Source organism: Ruegeria denitrificans, from assembly GCF_001458295.1.
Classification (GTDB): Bacteria; Pseudomonadota; Alphaproteobacteria; order Rhodobacterales; family Rhodobacteraceae; genus Ruegeria; species Ruegeria denitrificans.
Genome location: NZ_CYUD01000004.1, coordinates 315,606 through 331,697, shown reverse-complemented (window position 1 = coordinate 331,697; position 16,092 = coordinate 315,606). Strand labels below are relative to the sequence as shown.

Below are 16,092 nucleotides of genomic sequence, written 5' to 3'. Positions count from 1 at the left end.
AGATGGCCGAGCGTTGCCTGAACAGGGACCGGAGCCGTCTTGCCAATGATAAGGATTGAGCATGCAAGAGCCCCTTAATTCCTCATACCCCGTACTTCCGCTGCGCGATATTGTGGTGTTCCCGCATATGATCGTGCCGCTGTTTGTGGGTCGGGATAAATCGGTCCGCGCACTGGAAGAAGTGATGCAGGACGACAAGCAGATTTTGCTGTCCAGCCAGATTGATCCGGGCGAGGACGACCCGGCCGAAGACGGAATTTACCGCTCGGGCGTTCTGGCCAACGTTCTGCAATTACTGAAGTTGCCCGATGGTACTGTGAAAGTGCTGGTCGAGGGGCAGGCACGCGTGCAGATCACCGAGTTTCTTGAAAATGAAGAATTTTTCGAAGCCCGTGCCGAATATTTGACCGAAATTCCGGGCGATGTGACCACGACCGAGGCGCTGCTGCGCACCGTCGGGGATGAGTTTGAGCGTTACGCTAAGGTGCGCAAGAATATCCCCGAAGAAGCATTGACCGCCGTAGGTGAAACCACCGAGCCCGCCAAGCTGGCCGATCTTGTGTCGGGCCATCTGGGTATCGAGGTCGAGCAAAAGCAGGAGCTGCTGGAAACGCTTTCCGTCAGCGAGCGGCTTGAGAAAGTCTATGGCCTGATGCAGGGAGAAATGTCGGTTCTGCAGGTCGAGAAAAAGATCAAGACGCGCGTCAAAACCCAGATGGAGAAGACGCAGCGCGAGTACTATCTGAATGAGCAGATGAAGGCCATTCAGAAGGAACTTGGCGATGGTGAGGATGGCAGCAATGAGGTTGCCGAACTGGAAGCCAAGATCAACGAGACAAAGCTGTCGCAAGAGGCGCGTGAAAAGGCCGAGGGCGAGCTGAAGAAGCTGCGCAACATGAGTCCGATGTCCGCCGAGGCGACCGTCGTGCGTAACTATCTTGACTGGATTCTGTCGCTACCGTGGGGCACCAAATCCCGCGTCAAAAAGGATCTGGGTCGGGCGCAGGAAATTCTGGATGACGACCACTATGGCCTGGAGAAGGTCAAGGAGCGGATCGTTGAGTATCTGGCGGTTCAGCAGCGGTCGAAAAAGCTGAAAGGCCCGATCCTGTGTCTTGTTGGCCCTCCGGGCGTGGGTAAGACCTCGCTTGGTAAGTCCGTCGCCAAAGCCACGGGGCGCGAGTTTATTCGCATCTCGCTGGGTGGCGTGCGTGACGAGTCCGAAATCCGCGGCCACCGTCGGACCTATATCGGCTCGATGCCGGGTAAGATTATCCAGGCACTGAAAAAGGCGAAAACCACGAATCCGCTGATCCTGCTCGACGAAATCGACAAGATGGGGCAGGACTTCCGTGGGGATCCGGCCTCGGCCATGCTGGAGGTGTTGGATCCGGAACAGAACAACACGTTCATGGATCATTACTTGGAGGTTGAATATGACCTGTCCAACGTCATGTTCCTGACCACGTCGAACAGCTACAACATGCCCGGACCTCTGCTAGACCGGATGGAGATCATCCCGCTGGCCGGCTACACCGAAGAGGAAAAGAGCGAGATTGCCAAACAGCACCTGATTGGCAAGCAGGTCAAGAACCATGGTCTGAAGGCCAAGGAGTTTGAGCTGACCGATGAGGCGCTGCAAAAGATGATCCGCACTTATACCCGCGAGGCCGGCGTGCGGAACCTTGAGCGTGAAATTGCCAAGGTGGCGCGGAAATCGCTGACCAAGATCATCAAGAAAGAGGCGGAAGAAGTTACTGTAACGCCCGAAAATCTAGATGAATTCCTGGGTGTTCCCAAATTCCGTTATGGCCTGGCCGAACAGGATGATCAGGTCGGTGTCGTCACTGGTCTGGCATGGACGTCCGTCGGCGGCGACCTGCTGCATATCGAAGCGCTGAAACTGCCCGGCAAGGGGCGGATGAAGACCACCGGGAAGCTGGGCGATGTGATGAAGGAATCCATCGACGCGGCCTCGTCCTATGTGCGGTCAATCTCGCCTCAGATCGGAGTGAAGCCGCCGAAATTCGACACGCTGGATATACACGTCCACGTGCCGGATGGTGCCACGCCAAAAGATGGTCCAAGCGCTGGTCTGGCGATGGTGACTTCGATCGTGTCCGTGCTGACCGGCATCCCGGTGCGCAAGGATATTGCGATGACGGGTGAGGTGTCGTTGCGCGGTAACGCGATGCCGATTGGTGGTCTAAAGGAAAAACTGCTGGCGGCCCTGCGTGGTGGCATCAAGACGGTTCTGATACCGGAAGAAAACGAAAAGGATCTGGCGGAAATTCCGGACAACGTGAAAGAAGGGCTGGAGATCATCCCGGTCACGCACGTCTCGGAAGTGCTGAAACAGGCGCTGATCCGCGAGCCCGAGCCCATTGAATGGGATGAAGCTGCGGAAGAGGCAGCAGCTGCTGCCGCCAAGGCGACCGAAGGCACCAGCCCATCGGCAACAGCGCATTAATCAAAAAAGGCGGGGGTGACCCCGCCTTTTTTCAGTTCAAAGAAGGGTTTTGAGCGAGCGGACCCCCATGATCCATATTTTTTGCAACGCCGCCGAACTGTCATACCCAAGTTTCTATGATGTTAGAGTATGAGCCCAAAACGCCGCTCGTGTGACGAGAATTGGTTTAGCGCGCCAGTGTTAATTTGTCCGGAGGCTAGGTTGGTCCCGGATAGCCGACGTAATTCATTTTTCAATGTGTGCAGTGCGTTATAGGTCGATGACTGTTTTTTACAAAGGTTTGGACCCGATGAAGAGAGCCTGGGAATTTTAGTTTTGCAAGTAGATTGAGAGGGAAGAGATCGCACGTTCATGCTGAATTCACCTCTGATCGGATAAACTGTTTCCAATCCTTCATAATTTAAGCCGACCTGTTGAAAGTGCGATGTCATGGATAAGGGTATAATTTCCAAAAATGATGACGGCCAAGATAAATGGTCTGAATGGAGTATGAAGCCAAAGAAGCGTAGGCGTAAACTGAGCGACTACGCTTCGGGAGCGGTCATCCTGATGTCAATTGCTGTTTTAAGCGGAGCACACAAGTACCTGGTATTCTGACAAGAAGTAGATCTGATCTGGTCTACGTCACATACCCAGCCCACAGCCATATCCTAATCGTGATGGATGTTGTTAATCGGCAATTCGCTGTCAGGCGTCATACTTTCCGACCAAAAACCAATCGCTTCTGTTAAGATAGGTATGACTCCCATTGGGGGGCGGACAATATTATGTACGCCGACCAAAGTGCGTCAGAAATTAGTGATAAGTTAAAGGATCAGATGCGTATTAAGAACGTCCATTTTGATGTAACCGACCTTTGCAACGCGGGTTGCCCTCAATGTGCGCGAACCGACCCCAATGGATGCCTGCCCAAGTCCTGGCTTAAACAGGATGCCATCTCACTGGCAGACTTTCAGAACTATTGTTCTGAAGACCTATTAAGAGAGATTGAATCGGCAGATTTCTGCGGCAATTTCGGTGATCCCGCTGTTGTGCCTGAAATTCTGGATATTCTGAAGTGGTGTTGGGACGTGAACCCCAACTTGCGTATAAAGCTGTTCAGCAATTGTTCTGTACACTCAACCGATTGGTGGCATGCGCTTGGTATGCTGGCCAAGGACAGGAATTTTCGGCTGATCGCGGGAATTGATGGGGCAAGCCAGGAAACAAACAGCCGCTATCGCGTGCGTACCAATTTCGACAGAATAATGGAAAATACGGCGGCCTTCATCGAGGCAGGTGGGCAAGCTGAATGGCGTATGCTTGTGTTTCTTCATAATGAAAACGAAACTCAAATAGCCGAGGCTTTGGCGCGCGATCGGGGATTTGCTAAGTTTATGGCGTATCCGTCCAATCGTTTTTTTGGGTCAGAGCCAATATCCTATACTCACAAAGGTGAAGAACATCGTCTCGCACCTGCTACCGTAAAATTGCCTCCAAAACCGGATTCAACGCATAAATCTGAAGGCCAACAGCCGCAGGAGACCGAGGTTGTTATCGAATGTGAAGCTTTGAAAAACGCGTCTGCATTCGTTGATTTTCTTGGGTATTTGACACCCTGCTGCCACGTGGGTCGCAGGATTTACATGCATGAACAAGGTGCTTTCAGCGACAAAGACCCTTGGATGGGCGATATTTTTGATACTTTTGACCATGAACGCTTGAATGTCGGAAGGTCCGGTTACAGTACAGCAAGGGCTGCGCTTGACGAGTTCTTAATACATCTGAACCCAAGGTGGCAGGACAAACAGCCGATCGTTTGCAGGAATAATTGCGGCAAGAAACGTCTTGTGTCGCGGTCGAACGAAGACTGAATTTAGTGTTACCACCAAGGCTAAAAGTGATTTTGCGCGCAAGCTCGACTTTGTCGCGTATATTTTTTGTTGAGAAGCAAATTACCCCAGGGATCAGGGAACTGAATACTGGGGTGATGGCACCAGATTGTCGAACTGGGTCGGCTATTCGATGTATTCGCGTTGGTCGAAGGGGCTAAATACCCTGTATCAAAGTAGTTCAGGTATAACGTTTGCACGATCAAAGAACACATCGTGGGTCGGGCGCCAGCTGGCGAGAAAATGGTGGGTGATAAGAGATTTGAACTCCTGACATCTTCGATGTGAACGAAGCGCTCTACCACTGAGCTAATCACCCATAAAGACGCCTCATATAATGTGTTCTGCAGGCTTTCAAGGGCGCTTATGGCGTAAATTTTGTTATTTCTGGTGTAAAAAAACAGGCAGCAGAAAACTGCTGCCTGTCATTCTCAAATGCTGGTTTACAGGATGAAATCGTTGGCTGTCAGGTCGTGCAAACCGGTCAGCTTGATGACCATCTCAGCGTCGCTGTCATTGTCTATGTCAACATATATCAGCGTTTGATCATTTTCTGTGCCTGCGTTGTCTTGCTTGACGAAATAAATCTCACCTTCGTCTGCAGTACCGATCGGTGTCTCACCATTGAAGACGAAAGACTCATCACCAGCCAGAACCGTGCTTGCGTCGATCGCACTCAAATCGATCTTGTCTTCGCCTTGAGTGAAGTCCGTGATCTGATCGGCCAAGGCCTCTGTGTCGCCACTGTCGGTTATGTCGTTGAAGACAAACGTATCCGCCTTCTCGCCACCTGTCATTGTGTCTACGCCAGCGCCACCAGTGATCGAGTCGGTCCCTTTGCCACCAAAGATCGTATCGTTGCCGATTCCACCATCGACGATATCGGCACCGTTGCCACCCTTGAGCGTATCGTGGCCATTGCCGCCGTTGATTGTGTCCTTGCCAAAGCCACCCCTTAGCAAATCCGCTCCCAATTGACCGTCAAGGGAATCGTTTCCATCATTGCCGACAAGGGTATTTGCCTGATCGTTACCGGTAAATTGATCGTCCTGGTCAGTCCCGATGGCATTTTCTACCAGGCTGATCGTGTCCGAGCCGTACCCGGTGTTCTGAGCAGTCGTAACCGAAAGGTTCACGGTTGCGGCGGACGAACCATTGAACGCAAGCGTGTCGATACCTGTGCCGCCGGTGATGGTATCGTTACCATCATTGTCTTTGACGACGAAATTATCGTGTCCCTTGCCGCCGTTGATAGTATCGCTGCCCTGACCACCGACCAGAATGTCATTTCCGGTGCTGCCCTTGATGGTATCGTTGCCAGCTCCGGAAGCAATAAAGTCATGGCCGCCATTGCCGACCATGAGATTTGCAACCTCGTTGCCATATAGAAAGTCGCTTGCGTTCCCACCAAAGGCGTTTTCGATAATAACTCCGTTCGCGATCGTATAGCCGCCGCTGACGCCGGATGCATGCGAGGGGGTCCCGCCGGCGTCCTTGCCTTCGAGATCGGCCGCCTTCAGACTAATTCTTACGCTTTTCCCCAAGCCAGCGGCAGTAATTGCATCTGTACCACCTGTGTCCCAGATGGCTTCCCAATAAGTGCCGGGGGCATTGGTGCCTTTCAAGGAATACACGCTGTGCCCGGCTTTGTTTGACGTGGTGCCATATATTGCCTGTAGTGCTGCAATATCCAGCGCCATGGGCGAGGCCACGCCGCCGAAGTTGAAAGACGGAAGTGGTACAACCTCCGGATAGCCGGAATTGTAGGACATAATCGTATAGACGGCCTGATTCTGACCATCGATTCCATAGTCATCGAACTCTTGGGTCACACCGTCGAAGATCGTGGAACTGCCGCCCTCGTCGTGCGGGTGCGCCAGGCCAAGGCCATGCATGATTTCATGCAGGATGGTTGCAAATCCTTCGCCCCCTTTGGCCAGCGCCGACGGACTGAACAAGGGCGTATCGTAGGCAAAAAGCCCAAACAGAGTGCTGATGCCAAAATCCTGTTCGTATGGCGGTGTGTCGCCGGGTACTTGATGAAAACCCAACGCGCCACCAATATCCTCTGAAGGCACAAGACCCCACGAAATATTCTCGTAATAAGGGGTTCCCTGAGGGGCGAGGAAATTGACCTCGACAAAATTAATCGGGATGTATTGTTCGATCACGGCCAGCGCATCGCGGAAGGCCTGTTTTTCATGGTCAAAAAAATCTACAAAGCCAGAAACCGATGAATCTGCGAAGGAATAAGTAATCGTTCCTGACGGTCCCCCAACGCTTGTGCCGAGGTTCCACGAGGTTCCCCAAATCAATCCATCTACATATTCGTGGCCAGTAAAACTGGCGCCTGGGTAAAAGTTGTTTGCAACTGACATTCCGCTACTTCCATTTAACTACGCAATCGAATTACCTTCAAAAATCGTGTTTTTTGATTGCGTTAGACTTCCGTTCGACCCCGTTAAACGGGATTTTCTTATCCGTTTGGATAATCCACTTCGAGACTTCCCTGAGCAAGTTTGTCGCCCCGCAAATTTTTAATTTTTCCGGGCACTGTCGCCTGTTGCACACGCAATGTGGCGGAATAACGGCGGGACATGGTTTTCCGCATAAAGGTATTTAATAAAATGTAGTTCTATCAGAGGTTATGTTCGGTTTTTTCATGTGCAATCTTATTCCGGGGTTTGCAGGTGGCTCGTTCGATCTGGAGTTTCAACGCGCACGCCTTCTTTTTCTGAGAAAGGATTCGCCAACCACTGCGAATGGCTTGAATCGCATAGCCGCTTAAAAACCGGGCCGTTACCAATGTTGGCAGGCAGCAAAGTCGGGAAACAATTTTTGCGTTCTTCAAAAAAACTTCAAAACCCCGCTTGACGATGTCGGGGCGTGGCCATAATACACCCCAACGTTCAGCAACGAACGGGCAGCGGGCGGTTGTAGCTCAGTTGGTTAGAGTACCGGCCTGTCACGCCGGGGGTCGCGGGTTCGAGCCCCGTCAACCGCGCCATTTTCCTGAAATACCGAAAATACAATCAACCCCTTCCGGGGCACACATCGGATCGGGGTCATACTGTCAGGAGATGTCGGCAATAATCCGATTGTTCACACTTTGTTCTAACTTTTCTGTTGGAGACTCGGTGCCGGTCGCCTATTTCTAAGACACTTGTGTGTTGGGGGCCAAAATGGCTGAGCTGAAGAATATCGAGGTGCGCGGCGCGCGCGAACATAACCTCAAGAACATCGACGTGGATATCCCGCGTGATCAGCTGGTGGTGATCACCGGGCTGTCGGGCTCGGGCAAATCGTCTTTGGCGTTTGATACGATTTATGCCGAAGGCCAGCGCCGCTATGTCGAAAGCCTGTCGGCCTATGCGCGTCAGTTCCTGGACATGATGGAAAAGCCGGATGTAGACCATATCAGCGGTCTGTCCCCGGCGATTTCGATTGAACAGAAAACCACGTCGAAAAATCCGCGTTCAACCGTTGGGACGGTTACTGAGATTTACGACTATATGCGTCTGTTGTTCGCACGTGCAGGTACGCCTTATAGCCCAGCCACTGGACAACCTATCGAGGCACAGCAGGTTCAGGACATGGTCGACCGCATTATGACGATGGAGGAGGGCACGCGCGGCTATCTGCTGGCGCCCATCGTGCGGGACCGCAAGGGGGAATACAAAAAGGAATTCCTCGAATTGCGCAAGCAAGGGTTTCAGCGCGTCAAGGTGGATGGTGAGTTCTACGAACTGGACGAGCCGCCCGCACTGGACAAGAAATTCCGCCACGACATTGATGTCGTGGTCGACCGTCTGGTTGTACGCGAGGGGATGGAAACACGACTGGCCGACAGTCTGCGTACAGCGCTGGACCTGGCAGACGGAATCGCGATTCTGGAAACTGCCCCGCGCGAAGGTGATCCTGAACGCACAACATTCAGCGAAAATTTTGCCTGCCCGGTCAGCGGTTTCACGATCCCCGAGATTGAACCGCGCCTGTTTTCATTCAACGCACCTTTTGGCGCTTGCCCCGATTGCGACGGGCTAGGGGTAGAACTGTTCTTTGACGAACGCCTTGTGGTGCCGGACCAAACGCTGAAGCTTTACGACGGAGCACTGGCCCCGTGGCGCAAAGGCAAGTCGCCCTATTTCCTGCAGACGATCGAGGCGATCGCGCGCCATTACGAATTCGACAAGAACACCCCGTGGAAAAATCTGCCGGAAAAGGTACAGCAGGTGTTTCTGCGCGGTTCCGGCGATGAGGAAATCCAGTTCCGCTATGACGAAGGCGGGCGAGTCTATCAGGTTACCCGCAGCTTTGAGGGCGTGATTCCCAATATGGAACGCCGCTATCGCGAAACCGACAGCGCGTGGATACGCGAAGAGTTTGAGCGGTATCAGAACAACCGGCCTTGCGGTGCTTGCCATGGTTACCGCCTGCGCCCTGAGGCGCTGGCCGTCAAGATCGCTGGCCTGCATGTGGGGCAGGTTGTTCAGATGTCGATCAGAGAGGCTCTGGCCTGGGTCGAGGGCGCGCCGAGCCATCTGAGCGTACAGAAGAATGAGATCGCTCGGGCGATCCTCAAAGAGATTCGTGAACGGCTTGGGTTCCTGAATAACGTTGGTTTGGAATATCTTACGTTGTCTCGCTCAAGTGGTACTCTATCTGGGGGCGAGAGCCAGAGAATTCGTTTGGCCAGCCAGATTGGCTCGGGTTTGACCGGGGTTCTGTACGTGCTCGACGAACCCTCCATCGGACTGCACCAGCGGGACAATGACCGCCTGTTGGGAACGCTCAAGAACCTGCGAGATCAGGGCAATACGGTGATTGTCGTCGAACATGACGAAGAGGCGATCCGCGAGGCGGACTATGTGTTCGATATTGGCCCGGGCGCCGGAGTGCATGGCGGGCAGGTGGTCAGCAAGGGAACGCCTGAACAGGTCGCAGCGGATGCGGCCTCGATGACTGGTCAGTATCTGGCGGGTACTCGGGAAATCGCTGTTCCGACGAAACGGCGCAAGGGGAACAAGAAAAAAGTTTCGGTCGTCAAGGCGACGGGCAACAACCTGAAGAACGTCACTGCAAATTTTCCGCTGGGCAAGTTTGTCTGCGTGACGGGCGTGTCCGGCGGCGGCAAGTCGACATTGACAATTGAGACGCTGTTCAAAACCGCCTCCATGCGTCTGAATGGCGCGCGCCAGACCCCGGCACCTTGTGAGACGATTAAAGGTTTGGAGCATCTGGACAAAGTCATCGACATTGACCAGCGCCCCATCGGACGAACTCCGCGTTCGAATCCAGCGACTTACACCGGTGCTTTCACGCCGATTCGTGACTGGTTTGCCGGTTTGCCCGAAGCGAAAGCGCGCGGATACAAGCCCGGGCGATTCAGCTTTAACGTCAAAGGTGGCCGGTGCGAGGCCTGTCAGGGTGACGGCGTAATCAAGATCGAGATGCACTTTCTGCCCGATGTCTACGTCACCTGCGAAACCTGCAAGGGTGCGCGTTACAACCGCGAAACGCTTGAGATCAAGTTCAAGGGTAAGTCCATCGCTGATGTCCTTAATATGACAGTAGAGGACGCTCAGGAGTTCTTTAAGGCCGTGCCCTCGATCCGCGACAAAATGGATGCGTTGGCGCGGGTCGGGCTTGGCTATATCAAGGTTGGACAGCAAGCGACCACACTTTCAGGTGGTGAGGCGCAGCGGGTAAAGTTGTCAAAGGAACTGTCGAAACGTTCAACAGGGCGGACTTTGTATATTCTGGATGAGCCGACCACCGGCCTTCATTTCGAGGACGTCCGTAAGTTGTTGGAAGTGCTGCATGAACTGGTCGATCAGGGTAATACGGTTGTGGTGATCGAACACAATCTGGATGTCGTGAAAACCGCGGACCATATCATTGATATCGGTCCCGAGGGCGGCGACGGCGGGGGGGAAATCGTGGCGGCTGGCACGCCCGAAGATGTGGCGGCGGTGGAACGCAGCCATACCGGCCGTTACCTGAAACAGATGCTTGAGGGTGCACGGGTCGCCGCGGAATAGGGGGGATCCTCAGTTGAGGATGTCAGCCACTGCTCCGATCAGATTCAGCACTTTTCGCGTATCGGGATCGACACGATAAACGTAGTCGCCGGCACGGATGTAGCTGCCACGGTTCAGGCCATAGCGATACGGATCATTGATCCAGCGATAGTCGCTGTTGATGTAATCACCCGAGCGATACAGGTTTTTAACCTGGCCAGGCGGCACGCATGGTACAGCCTTCTTAGCCAGCCCCGGAGGGCAGTGCCCGGCTTTCCCATTGCCGTTTCCGGCCATGGCAGCGCCAGAACTCAGCGCGAGCGCCAGAATTGCCGTGGAAATGGTCAATACACGCGACATCTAACTTCCCTCCGCAAGAACGTCGTAGCTATAGACAGATGGCGGTAGTTTCCTGTTTGGTCAACCCTGTGGGCAGGAAGCCGCCCACGCAGATCGCTTAGCCCCGTCCGCGTTTTTCGAACCGTGGTAGCATGGCGGAAAAGTCCATGCCCAACCCGCCTTCGGATTCAACGAATTGCTCATAAAGCGCGGTTGCGGCTTGACCCATCGGCGTATCAGCGTCCGAACTTTCAGCGGCCTGCTGGCTAAGACGCAAGTCCTTCAGCATCAATTCAGCAGCGAAGCCGGGCTGATAATTGTTATCCGCCGGGCTCTCGGGGCCTACGCCGGGGGCGGGGCAATAGGCGTTCATCGTCCAGCTATAACCCGAGGACGTGCTGACCACATCAAACATCTTTTGCCGGTCCAGGCCCAGTTTATCGGCAAGCGCAAAGGCTTCGCAGGTGGCAATCATGGTGACGCCAAGGATCATATTGTTGCAGATCTTGGCGGCCTGACCAGCACCGGAATCACCGCAATGCACGGCTTTTTGACCCATGATGTCGAACAGCGGTGCAGCCTTGGCAAAAGCAGTGTCACTGCCACCGGCCATGAAGGTCAGGGTTCCCGCCGCCGCACCGCCAATCCCGCCTGAAACGGGGGCGTCAACGGCAAGGATTCCAGCCTCTTTTGCCTGATCCGCGACGGCGCGGGCACTGTCGACATCGACGGTCGAACAGTCAACCCACACCGCACCAGGCTGCATCGTAGGGATGATTTCATCCCCAACCGCACGCAGGATTTTCCCGTTCGGCAGCATGGTGATGACAATATCAGCATTGGCGGCAGCCTCGGCACCTGAACCGGCCATGGTGAGCCCCGCAACGCTGACGTCGGCCATGTCAAAACCTGTCACCTCATGCCCGGCTTTGGCCAGATTAGCCGCCATAGGATTGCCCATGTTACCTAAACCGATAAACCCGATTTTCATCCCTGTAGTCTCCTCAAATGTCAGCGTGTTTTTACCCAACGGCTGCAACATTTTCGACACCGCCACTGCGGGCACGGCCTGATCAGCGTGAAGCCATCGGGGGTTACGGTCTTTTTCGATGATCTGGGCGCGGATTCCTTCCAGAAAATCTCCGTGCTCCATCGCGCGGTACGTATAGCGGTATTCCAACTCCAACGCCTTGCGCAGCGTCAGGCTGGGACCGCGGAGTCGGTGCAGGGCTTCCACCGTGCAGGCCATCGAAAGCGGCGAATTGCGGCCCATCAGCGTAAGTGCCTCATTCGCCATTGCGTCATCCGAACGGGTCAATGTGTTCAGAATATCACCCAGGCTTTCCCCGGCGAAAAGGGCATCAATAACCGTTTGTTGTTGTTCCAGAGTGCTTTCAGGCGGTGTGGTCGCGTGTTTTTCGATGATCTTAGCATTACCCGAAGCCTCGAGCATCTCGATCAGAGCAGCCCAGTCTGCGATGGGGATATAATGATCGGCGAATCCGGCAAAGATCGCATCTGAGGGACCCATGCGATGCCCGGTTGTACCCAGGTATTCGCCCAAACGACCGGGTGCCAGCGCCAGCATCAGCGTGCTGCCGACATCCGGGATCAACCCAATCGAACATTCAGGCAAAGCAATTTTCGATGTTTCTCCGACAATGCGGTGACTGCCGTGGCACCCGATGCCAACGCCGCCACCCATGGTAAACCCTTGAAGAAAGCTGACGACCGGCTTGGGGTATTCGAAGATCAGCGCATTCAGCCGGTATTCGTCGCGCCAGAATATGCGTCCGTACTCGAAATCACCCTTGATACCCGTCGCGTAAAGATCGGCGATGTCACCCCCCGCGCAAAAGGCTTTGTCGCCTTCTGCATCCATGATGACCAGATCCACCGCGTCATCCTCGCGCCAGTTACGCAGAGCTGCGTCGATAGCCATGCACATATCATATGTCATCGCGTTCAACGCTTTTGGACGGGTCAGGGTGATGCGCCCGGCGCGCCCTGTGACGCGGATGTCGATGTCTGGCATGTATTCCTCAGCTTTCGGCAAGCATTTGGCGGGCCACGATCACCCGCATGATTTCATTGGTGCCTTCCAAAATCTGGTGAACGCGCAGATCGCGCACCAGTTTCTCGATTCCGTAATCGGCAAGATAACCATAACCGCCATGCAGTTGCAGGCATTGGTCGACCACTTTCGATCCGGTTTCGGTCACGAATTTCTTGGCCATAGCGCAGAACTTGGTTGCGTCTGGCGTGCCCTGATCCAGCTTCCAGGCGGCCTGACGCAGAAAGGTACGGGCGGCTTGCAATTCGATCTCCATATCGGCCAGCCGGAATTGTAACGCTTGAAACTGGTCGATCGACCGGCCGAAAGCCTTGCGTTCGGACATGTACTGCAACGTCATGTTCAGCCCGGACTGAGCCGCCCCCAAGGAACAGGAGGCGATGTTCAATCGCCCGCCATCTAGACCCTTCATCGCATATTTGAACCCGTCCCCTTCGGTGCCCACAAGGTTTCCTGCCGGGATGTGACAATCGTCAAACTGAACCTGCGCTGTCGGTTGGCTTTTCCAACCCATCTTCTGTTCCAGCGCACCAAAGCTTAGACCCGGAGTGCCGTCCTCGACATAGACTGTTGAAATACCCTTGGGCCCGTCTTGTCCGGTGCGCACCATGCAAACATAGGCGTCGGAATAACCGCCGCCCGAGATAAAGGCTTTGGTGCCGTTCAGCACGTAGCCCTCGTTCGTGCGTTCTGCGCGGGTTTTTAGCGCAGCTGCGTCCGAACCGGACCCAGGTTCCGTCAGGCAATAGCTGAGGATTGTGTTCAGGCTCAGCACATCCGGCATGATGCGGGATTTCAGATCGTCGCTGGCGAAACTGTCCAACATCTTGGCGCACATATTGTGGATCGACAGAAACGCCGCGACCGAGGGGCAGGCCATCGACAACGCCTCGAACACCAATGTCGCATCCAGTCGGGTAAGACCCGAGCCTCCGCTGTCTTCCGAGACATAGAGGCTGCCGAACCCCAGTTCACCAATCCGCGGCCAGAGGTCCTTGGGGATGGTGCCGTCGGCCTCCCATTGGCGGGCATTTGGGGCGATGTTGTCCTGTCCGAAATCATACGCCATGTCGAAGATCGCGGTTTGCTCTTCTGTTAGTGCAAAATCCAAGGCTTGCCTCCCACGCTGCCGAATGAATTGAACGACTGTTTATTTCCGAATTCTTACAGAAATTTTGCACGAGCAGCAATCATTGGCAGGGGGTATTAAAGATCGTGGTGATATTCGTCGATCAGATGCTGTACCACGGCCTTACCGGGATCATCATCGCGAGCGGCGGCCTCGGCGTATACTCGGCGTTGACGGGTGGCCGAGGTGCCGGTCTGTGCGATTTGTTGCAGGCGCGCCAATTCCGTCATGGTGCCCAATGCCTCGGCGTCTTCGGCAAGCATTCCCATCAGTTCACCCATCAACTCGGGCATTGGCTTGATGGATCGGTCACCAAAATCAATCAGCCCTTCGCCCACGCCGTACCGCTGCGCACGCCAACGATTTTCGCTGATCAGGAACTGGTCGTAATGTCGCCAGCGCAGGTTCCGATCTTTCAGGCGACACAACATACGGGTCAGGGCCTGGACCAAAGCTGCCAGCGACAAAGTGTGCTCTAACCGTGGTTGTACATCCATGATCCGCGTTTCAAGCGTGGGAAACCGATGAGAAGGACGCAGATCCCACCAGATTTTTGTCGTGTCCTCGATCACGCCCAGTTCGACCAGAATACCGGTGGTGCGCTCATAATCCGACCAGCTGGCAAGAACCGGCGGCAACCCCGTGCGTGGCAGATTGTCAAACACGGTCAGGCGATAGGAGGACAGGCCCGTATCCTCTCCGTTCCAGTAGGGGGACGAGGTCGACAACGCCAGCAGATGCGGCAGGAAATAGGACAGCTGGGGCATCAGATCGGCGCGCATAGCCGGATCTTCTACGCCCACATGCACATGCATTCCGCAGATCAGCATGCGCCTTGCCACGCCGCCCAGTGCATGTTGCAATGCGTCATAGCGATCCTTGCGGGTGTGCGTCTGTTTTTTCCAGTCGGCAAACGGATGGCAGGACACGGCGATTGGCGCTAGGTTATATTCTGCCGCCTGATCTGCCACGCAAGAACGTAGGCGTTTCAGATCCTCTCGGGCCGATTTGACCGTTGTGTGAACACGGGTACCGACCTCAATTTGGCATTGCAGGAATTCAGGGCTGACCTGACCTTCGAAGGCCGATTGGCAGGCCTCCATCAGGGCGGCGGGTGCCTCGGCAAGTTGCAGGCTGTCGCGATCAACCAGCAGATACTCTTCTTCTATGCCCAGCGTAAATTCCTGCTGCATGGCGGCCCTCGTACTATTATTCCGTCCAGTGAATACGGAAATTTCTGTTTTGCCAAGCGTTTGGAGCGGCTCATCTTGCAGAAGCCCGGCCAGCAAAGGTATGGAACATGCGAACCGGAAATTGGAGCCGCCTGTGAAACCCAGAAAATTCCCGCAGATCAATGCAGCCCTTGATGAGTTGGGGGTAAAGCTGGTCGACAAAGTCTCGGAGCAGGACGAGCGCGCCCGGCTTGAGGCGTTTGAGCGGGCAGGCGGGCTGACCCGCCCGGCCTATGCGTTGTCACCCGGGATGGAGGGGTTTGATATCGGCGAACTGGTGGCTGGATATGGTCAGCACGCCGACGCGTTGGAGGCGCTGAAAGACCCCGCGCGCAATCAGACCGGCTATCGCCTTGGTAATGGGTATTACGACAGTCCGGATGCCGATGCCTTGTATCTGATGATCCGGCGGTTCGCACCCAATCGCGTGATCGAGATCGGTTGTGGCAATTCAACCCGCGTGACCCGGCAGGCCGTCATCGATGGTGGTCTGGATACACAGATCACAGCGATTGACCCATACCCACGAGCGGATATCGCGCATGTTGTCGATCACTTTGAACAGAAACGGCTGGAGGAGGTCGACCCTGAGCTGTTCGATCAGCTTGAACCAGGCGACGTACTTTTCATCGATTCCAGCCACGTGGTTCGGATGAGTAACGACGTGGCGCATCTGTTCTGTCGCATCATTCCCACGCTAAAGCCGGGTGTGGTGATTCACGTGCATGATGTTTTTCTGCCCTACGAATACCCCAAGCGGTTCTTCTATGATTGTCCGGGTTGGGGCGAGCAGTATATTCTGCACGCCTTGTTACAATCCGGAGCGTTTTCAATGCTTTGGCCGGGGTACTTCCTGCAAAAGGATCGCCCTGATGCGGTCGAGGCTTTGCCTTTCTTAAGGGACGGGCGCGCTCAGAGTATTTGGGTTCAGGTCAAGGAAAAGTGATCCGGGCTGGC

At 54.6% G+C, this 16,092-nt stretch carries 9 protein-coding genes, 2 tRNA genes and 1 pseudogene; 5 read left to right on the top strand and 7 right to left on the bottom strand.

The features are described from left to right. Positions 1–61: 61 nt before the first annotated feature. Complete coding sequence (gene lon, locus RUE5091_RS08275) at positions 62–2,470, top strand: endopeptidase La (protein WP_058281413.1); 2,409 nt, start codon at positions 62–64, stop codon at positions 2,468–2,470. Between the two features lie 767 nt (positions 2,471–3,237). Further along, entirely contained in the window at positions 3,238–4,323 is a 1,086-nt protein-coding gene (locus RUE5091_RS08270; protein WP_058281412.1) for a radical SAM family protein, read from the top strand. Positions 4,324–4,585: 262 nt separating this feature from the next. Here RUE5091_RS08270 and RUE5091_RS08265 read toward each other — a convergent pair. After that, positions 4,586–4,660 (bottom strand) — tRNA-Val (locus RUE5091_RS08265). 124 nt (positions 4,661–4,784) lie between these two features. Next, a complete protein-coding gene (locus RUE5091_RS08260) occupies positions 4,785–6,719 on the bottom strand; it encodes a M10 family metallopeptidase (protein ID WP_058281411.1) in 1,935 nt (644 codons plus the stop codon). A gap of 552 nt (positions 6,720–7,271) precedes the next feature. Between RUE5091_RS08260 and RUE5091_RS08255 the strand changes: the two genes are divergently transcribed. Together RUE5091_RS08255 and uvrA are read left to right on the top strand one after the other, a co-directional pair. Beyond that, positions 7,272–7,348 (top strand) — tRNA-Asp (locus RUE5091_RS08255). 175 nt (positions 7,349–7,523) lie between these two features. Further along, entirely contained in the window at positions 7,524–10,382 is a 2,859-nt protein-coding gene (uvrA, locus tag RUE5091_RS08250; protein WP_058281410.1) for an excinuclease ABC subunit UvrA, read from the top strand. Positions 10,383–10,391: 9 nt separating this feature from the next. Here uvrA and RUE5091_RS08245 read toward each other — a convergent pair whose 3' ends face one another. The 5 genes and pseudogenes from RUE5091_RS08245 to RUE5091_RS08225 all read right to left on the bottom strand — a co-directional run bounded on the left by RUE5091_RS08245 (position 10,392) and on the right by RUE5091_RS08225 (position 15,096). Beyond that, positions 10,392–10,721, bottom strand: a complete 330-nt coding sequence (locus RUE5091_RS08245) for a hypothetical protein (RefSeq protein WP_058281409.1) — start codon at positions 10,719–10,721, stop codon at positions 10,392–10,394. Between the two features lie 97 nt (positions 10,722–10,818). Then, entirely contained in the window at positions 10,819–11,742 is a 924-nt protein-coding gene (gene mmsB / locus RUE5091_RS23805) for a 3-hydroxyisobutyrate dehydrogenase (RefSeq protein ID WP_306346992.1), read from the bottom strand. Continuing rightward, positions 11,722–12,735: pseudogene (locus tag RUE5091_RS23800) on the bottom strand (enoyl-CoA hydratase/isomerase family protein); the annotation flags it as partial. The gene mmsB and the pseudogene RUE5091_RS23800, both read right to left, overlap by 21 nt. Positions 12,736–12,742: 7 nt before the next feature. After that, positions 12,743–13,885, bottom strand: coding sequence for an acyl-CoA dehydrogenase family protein (locus RUE5091_RS08230; RefSeq protein WP_058281408.1), 1,143 nt, complete (start codon positions 13,883–13,885; stop codon positions 12,743–12,745). Between the two features lie 95 nt (positions 13,886–13,980). Beyond that, positions 13,981–15,096: a carboxylate-amine ligase gene (locus RUE5091_RS08225; protein WP_058281407.1), complete on the bottom strand. Its 1,116-nt coding sequence runs from the start codon at positions 15,094–15,096 to the stop codon at positions 13,981–13,983. A 133-nt stretch (positions 15,097–15,229) separates the two neighbouring features. Between RUE5091_RS08225 and RUE5091_RS08220 the strand changes: the two genes are divergently transcribed. Further along, positions 15,230–16,081 carry a class I SAM-dependent methyltransferase gene (locus RUE5091_RS08220; RefSeq protein WP_058281475.1) on the top strand — a complete coding sequence of 284 codons (852 nt, stop codon included), beginning with the start codon at positions 15,230–15,232 and terminating at the stop codon, positions 16,079–16,081. Positions 16,082–16,092: the final 11 nt, after the last annotated feature.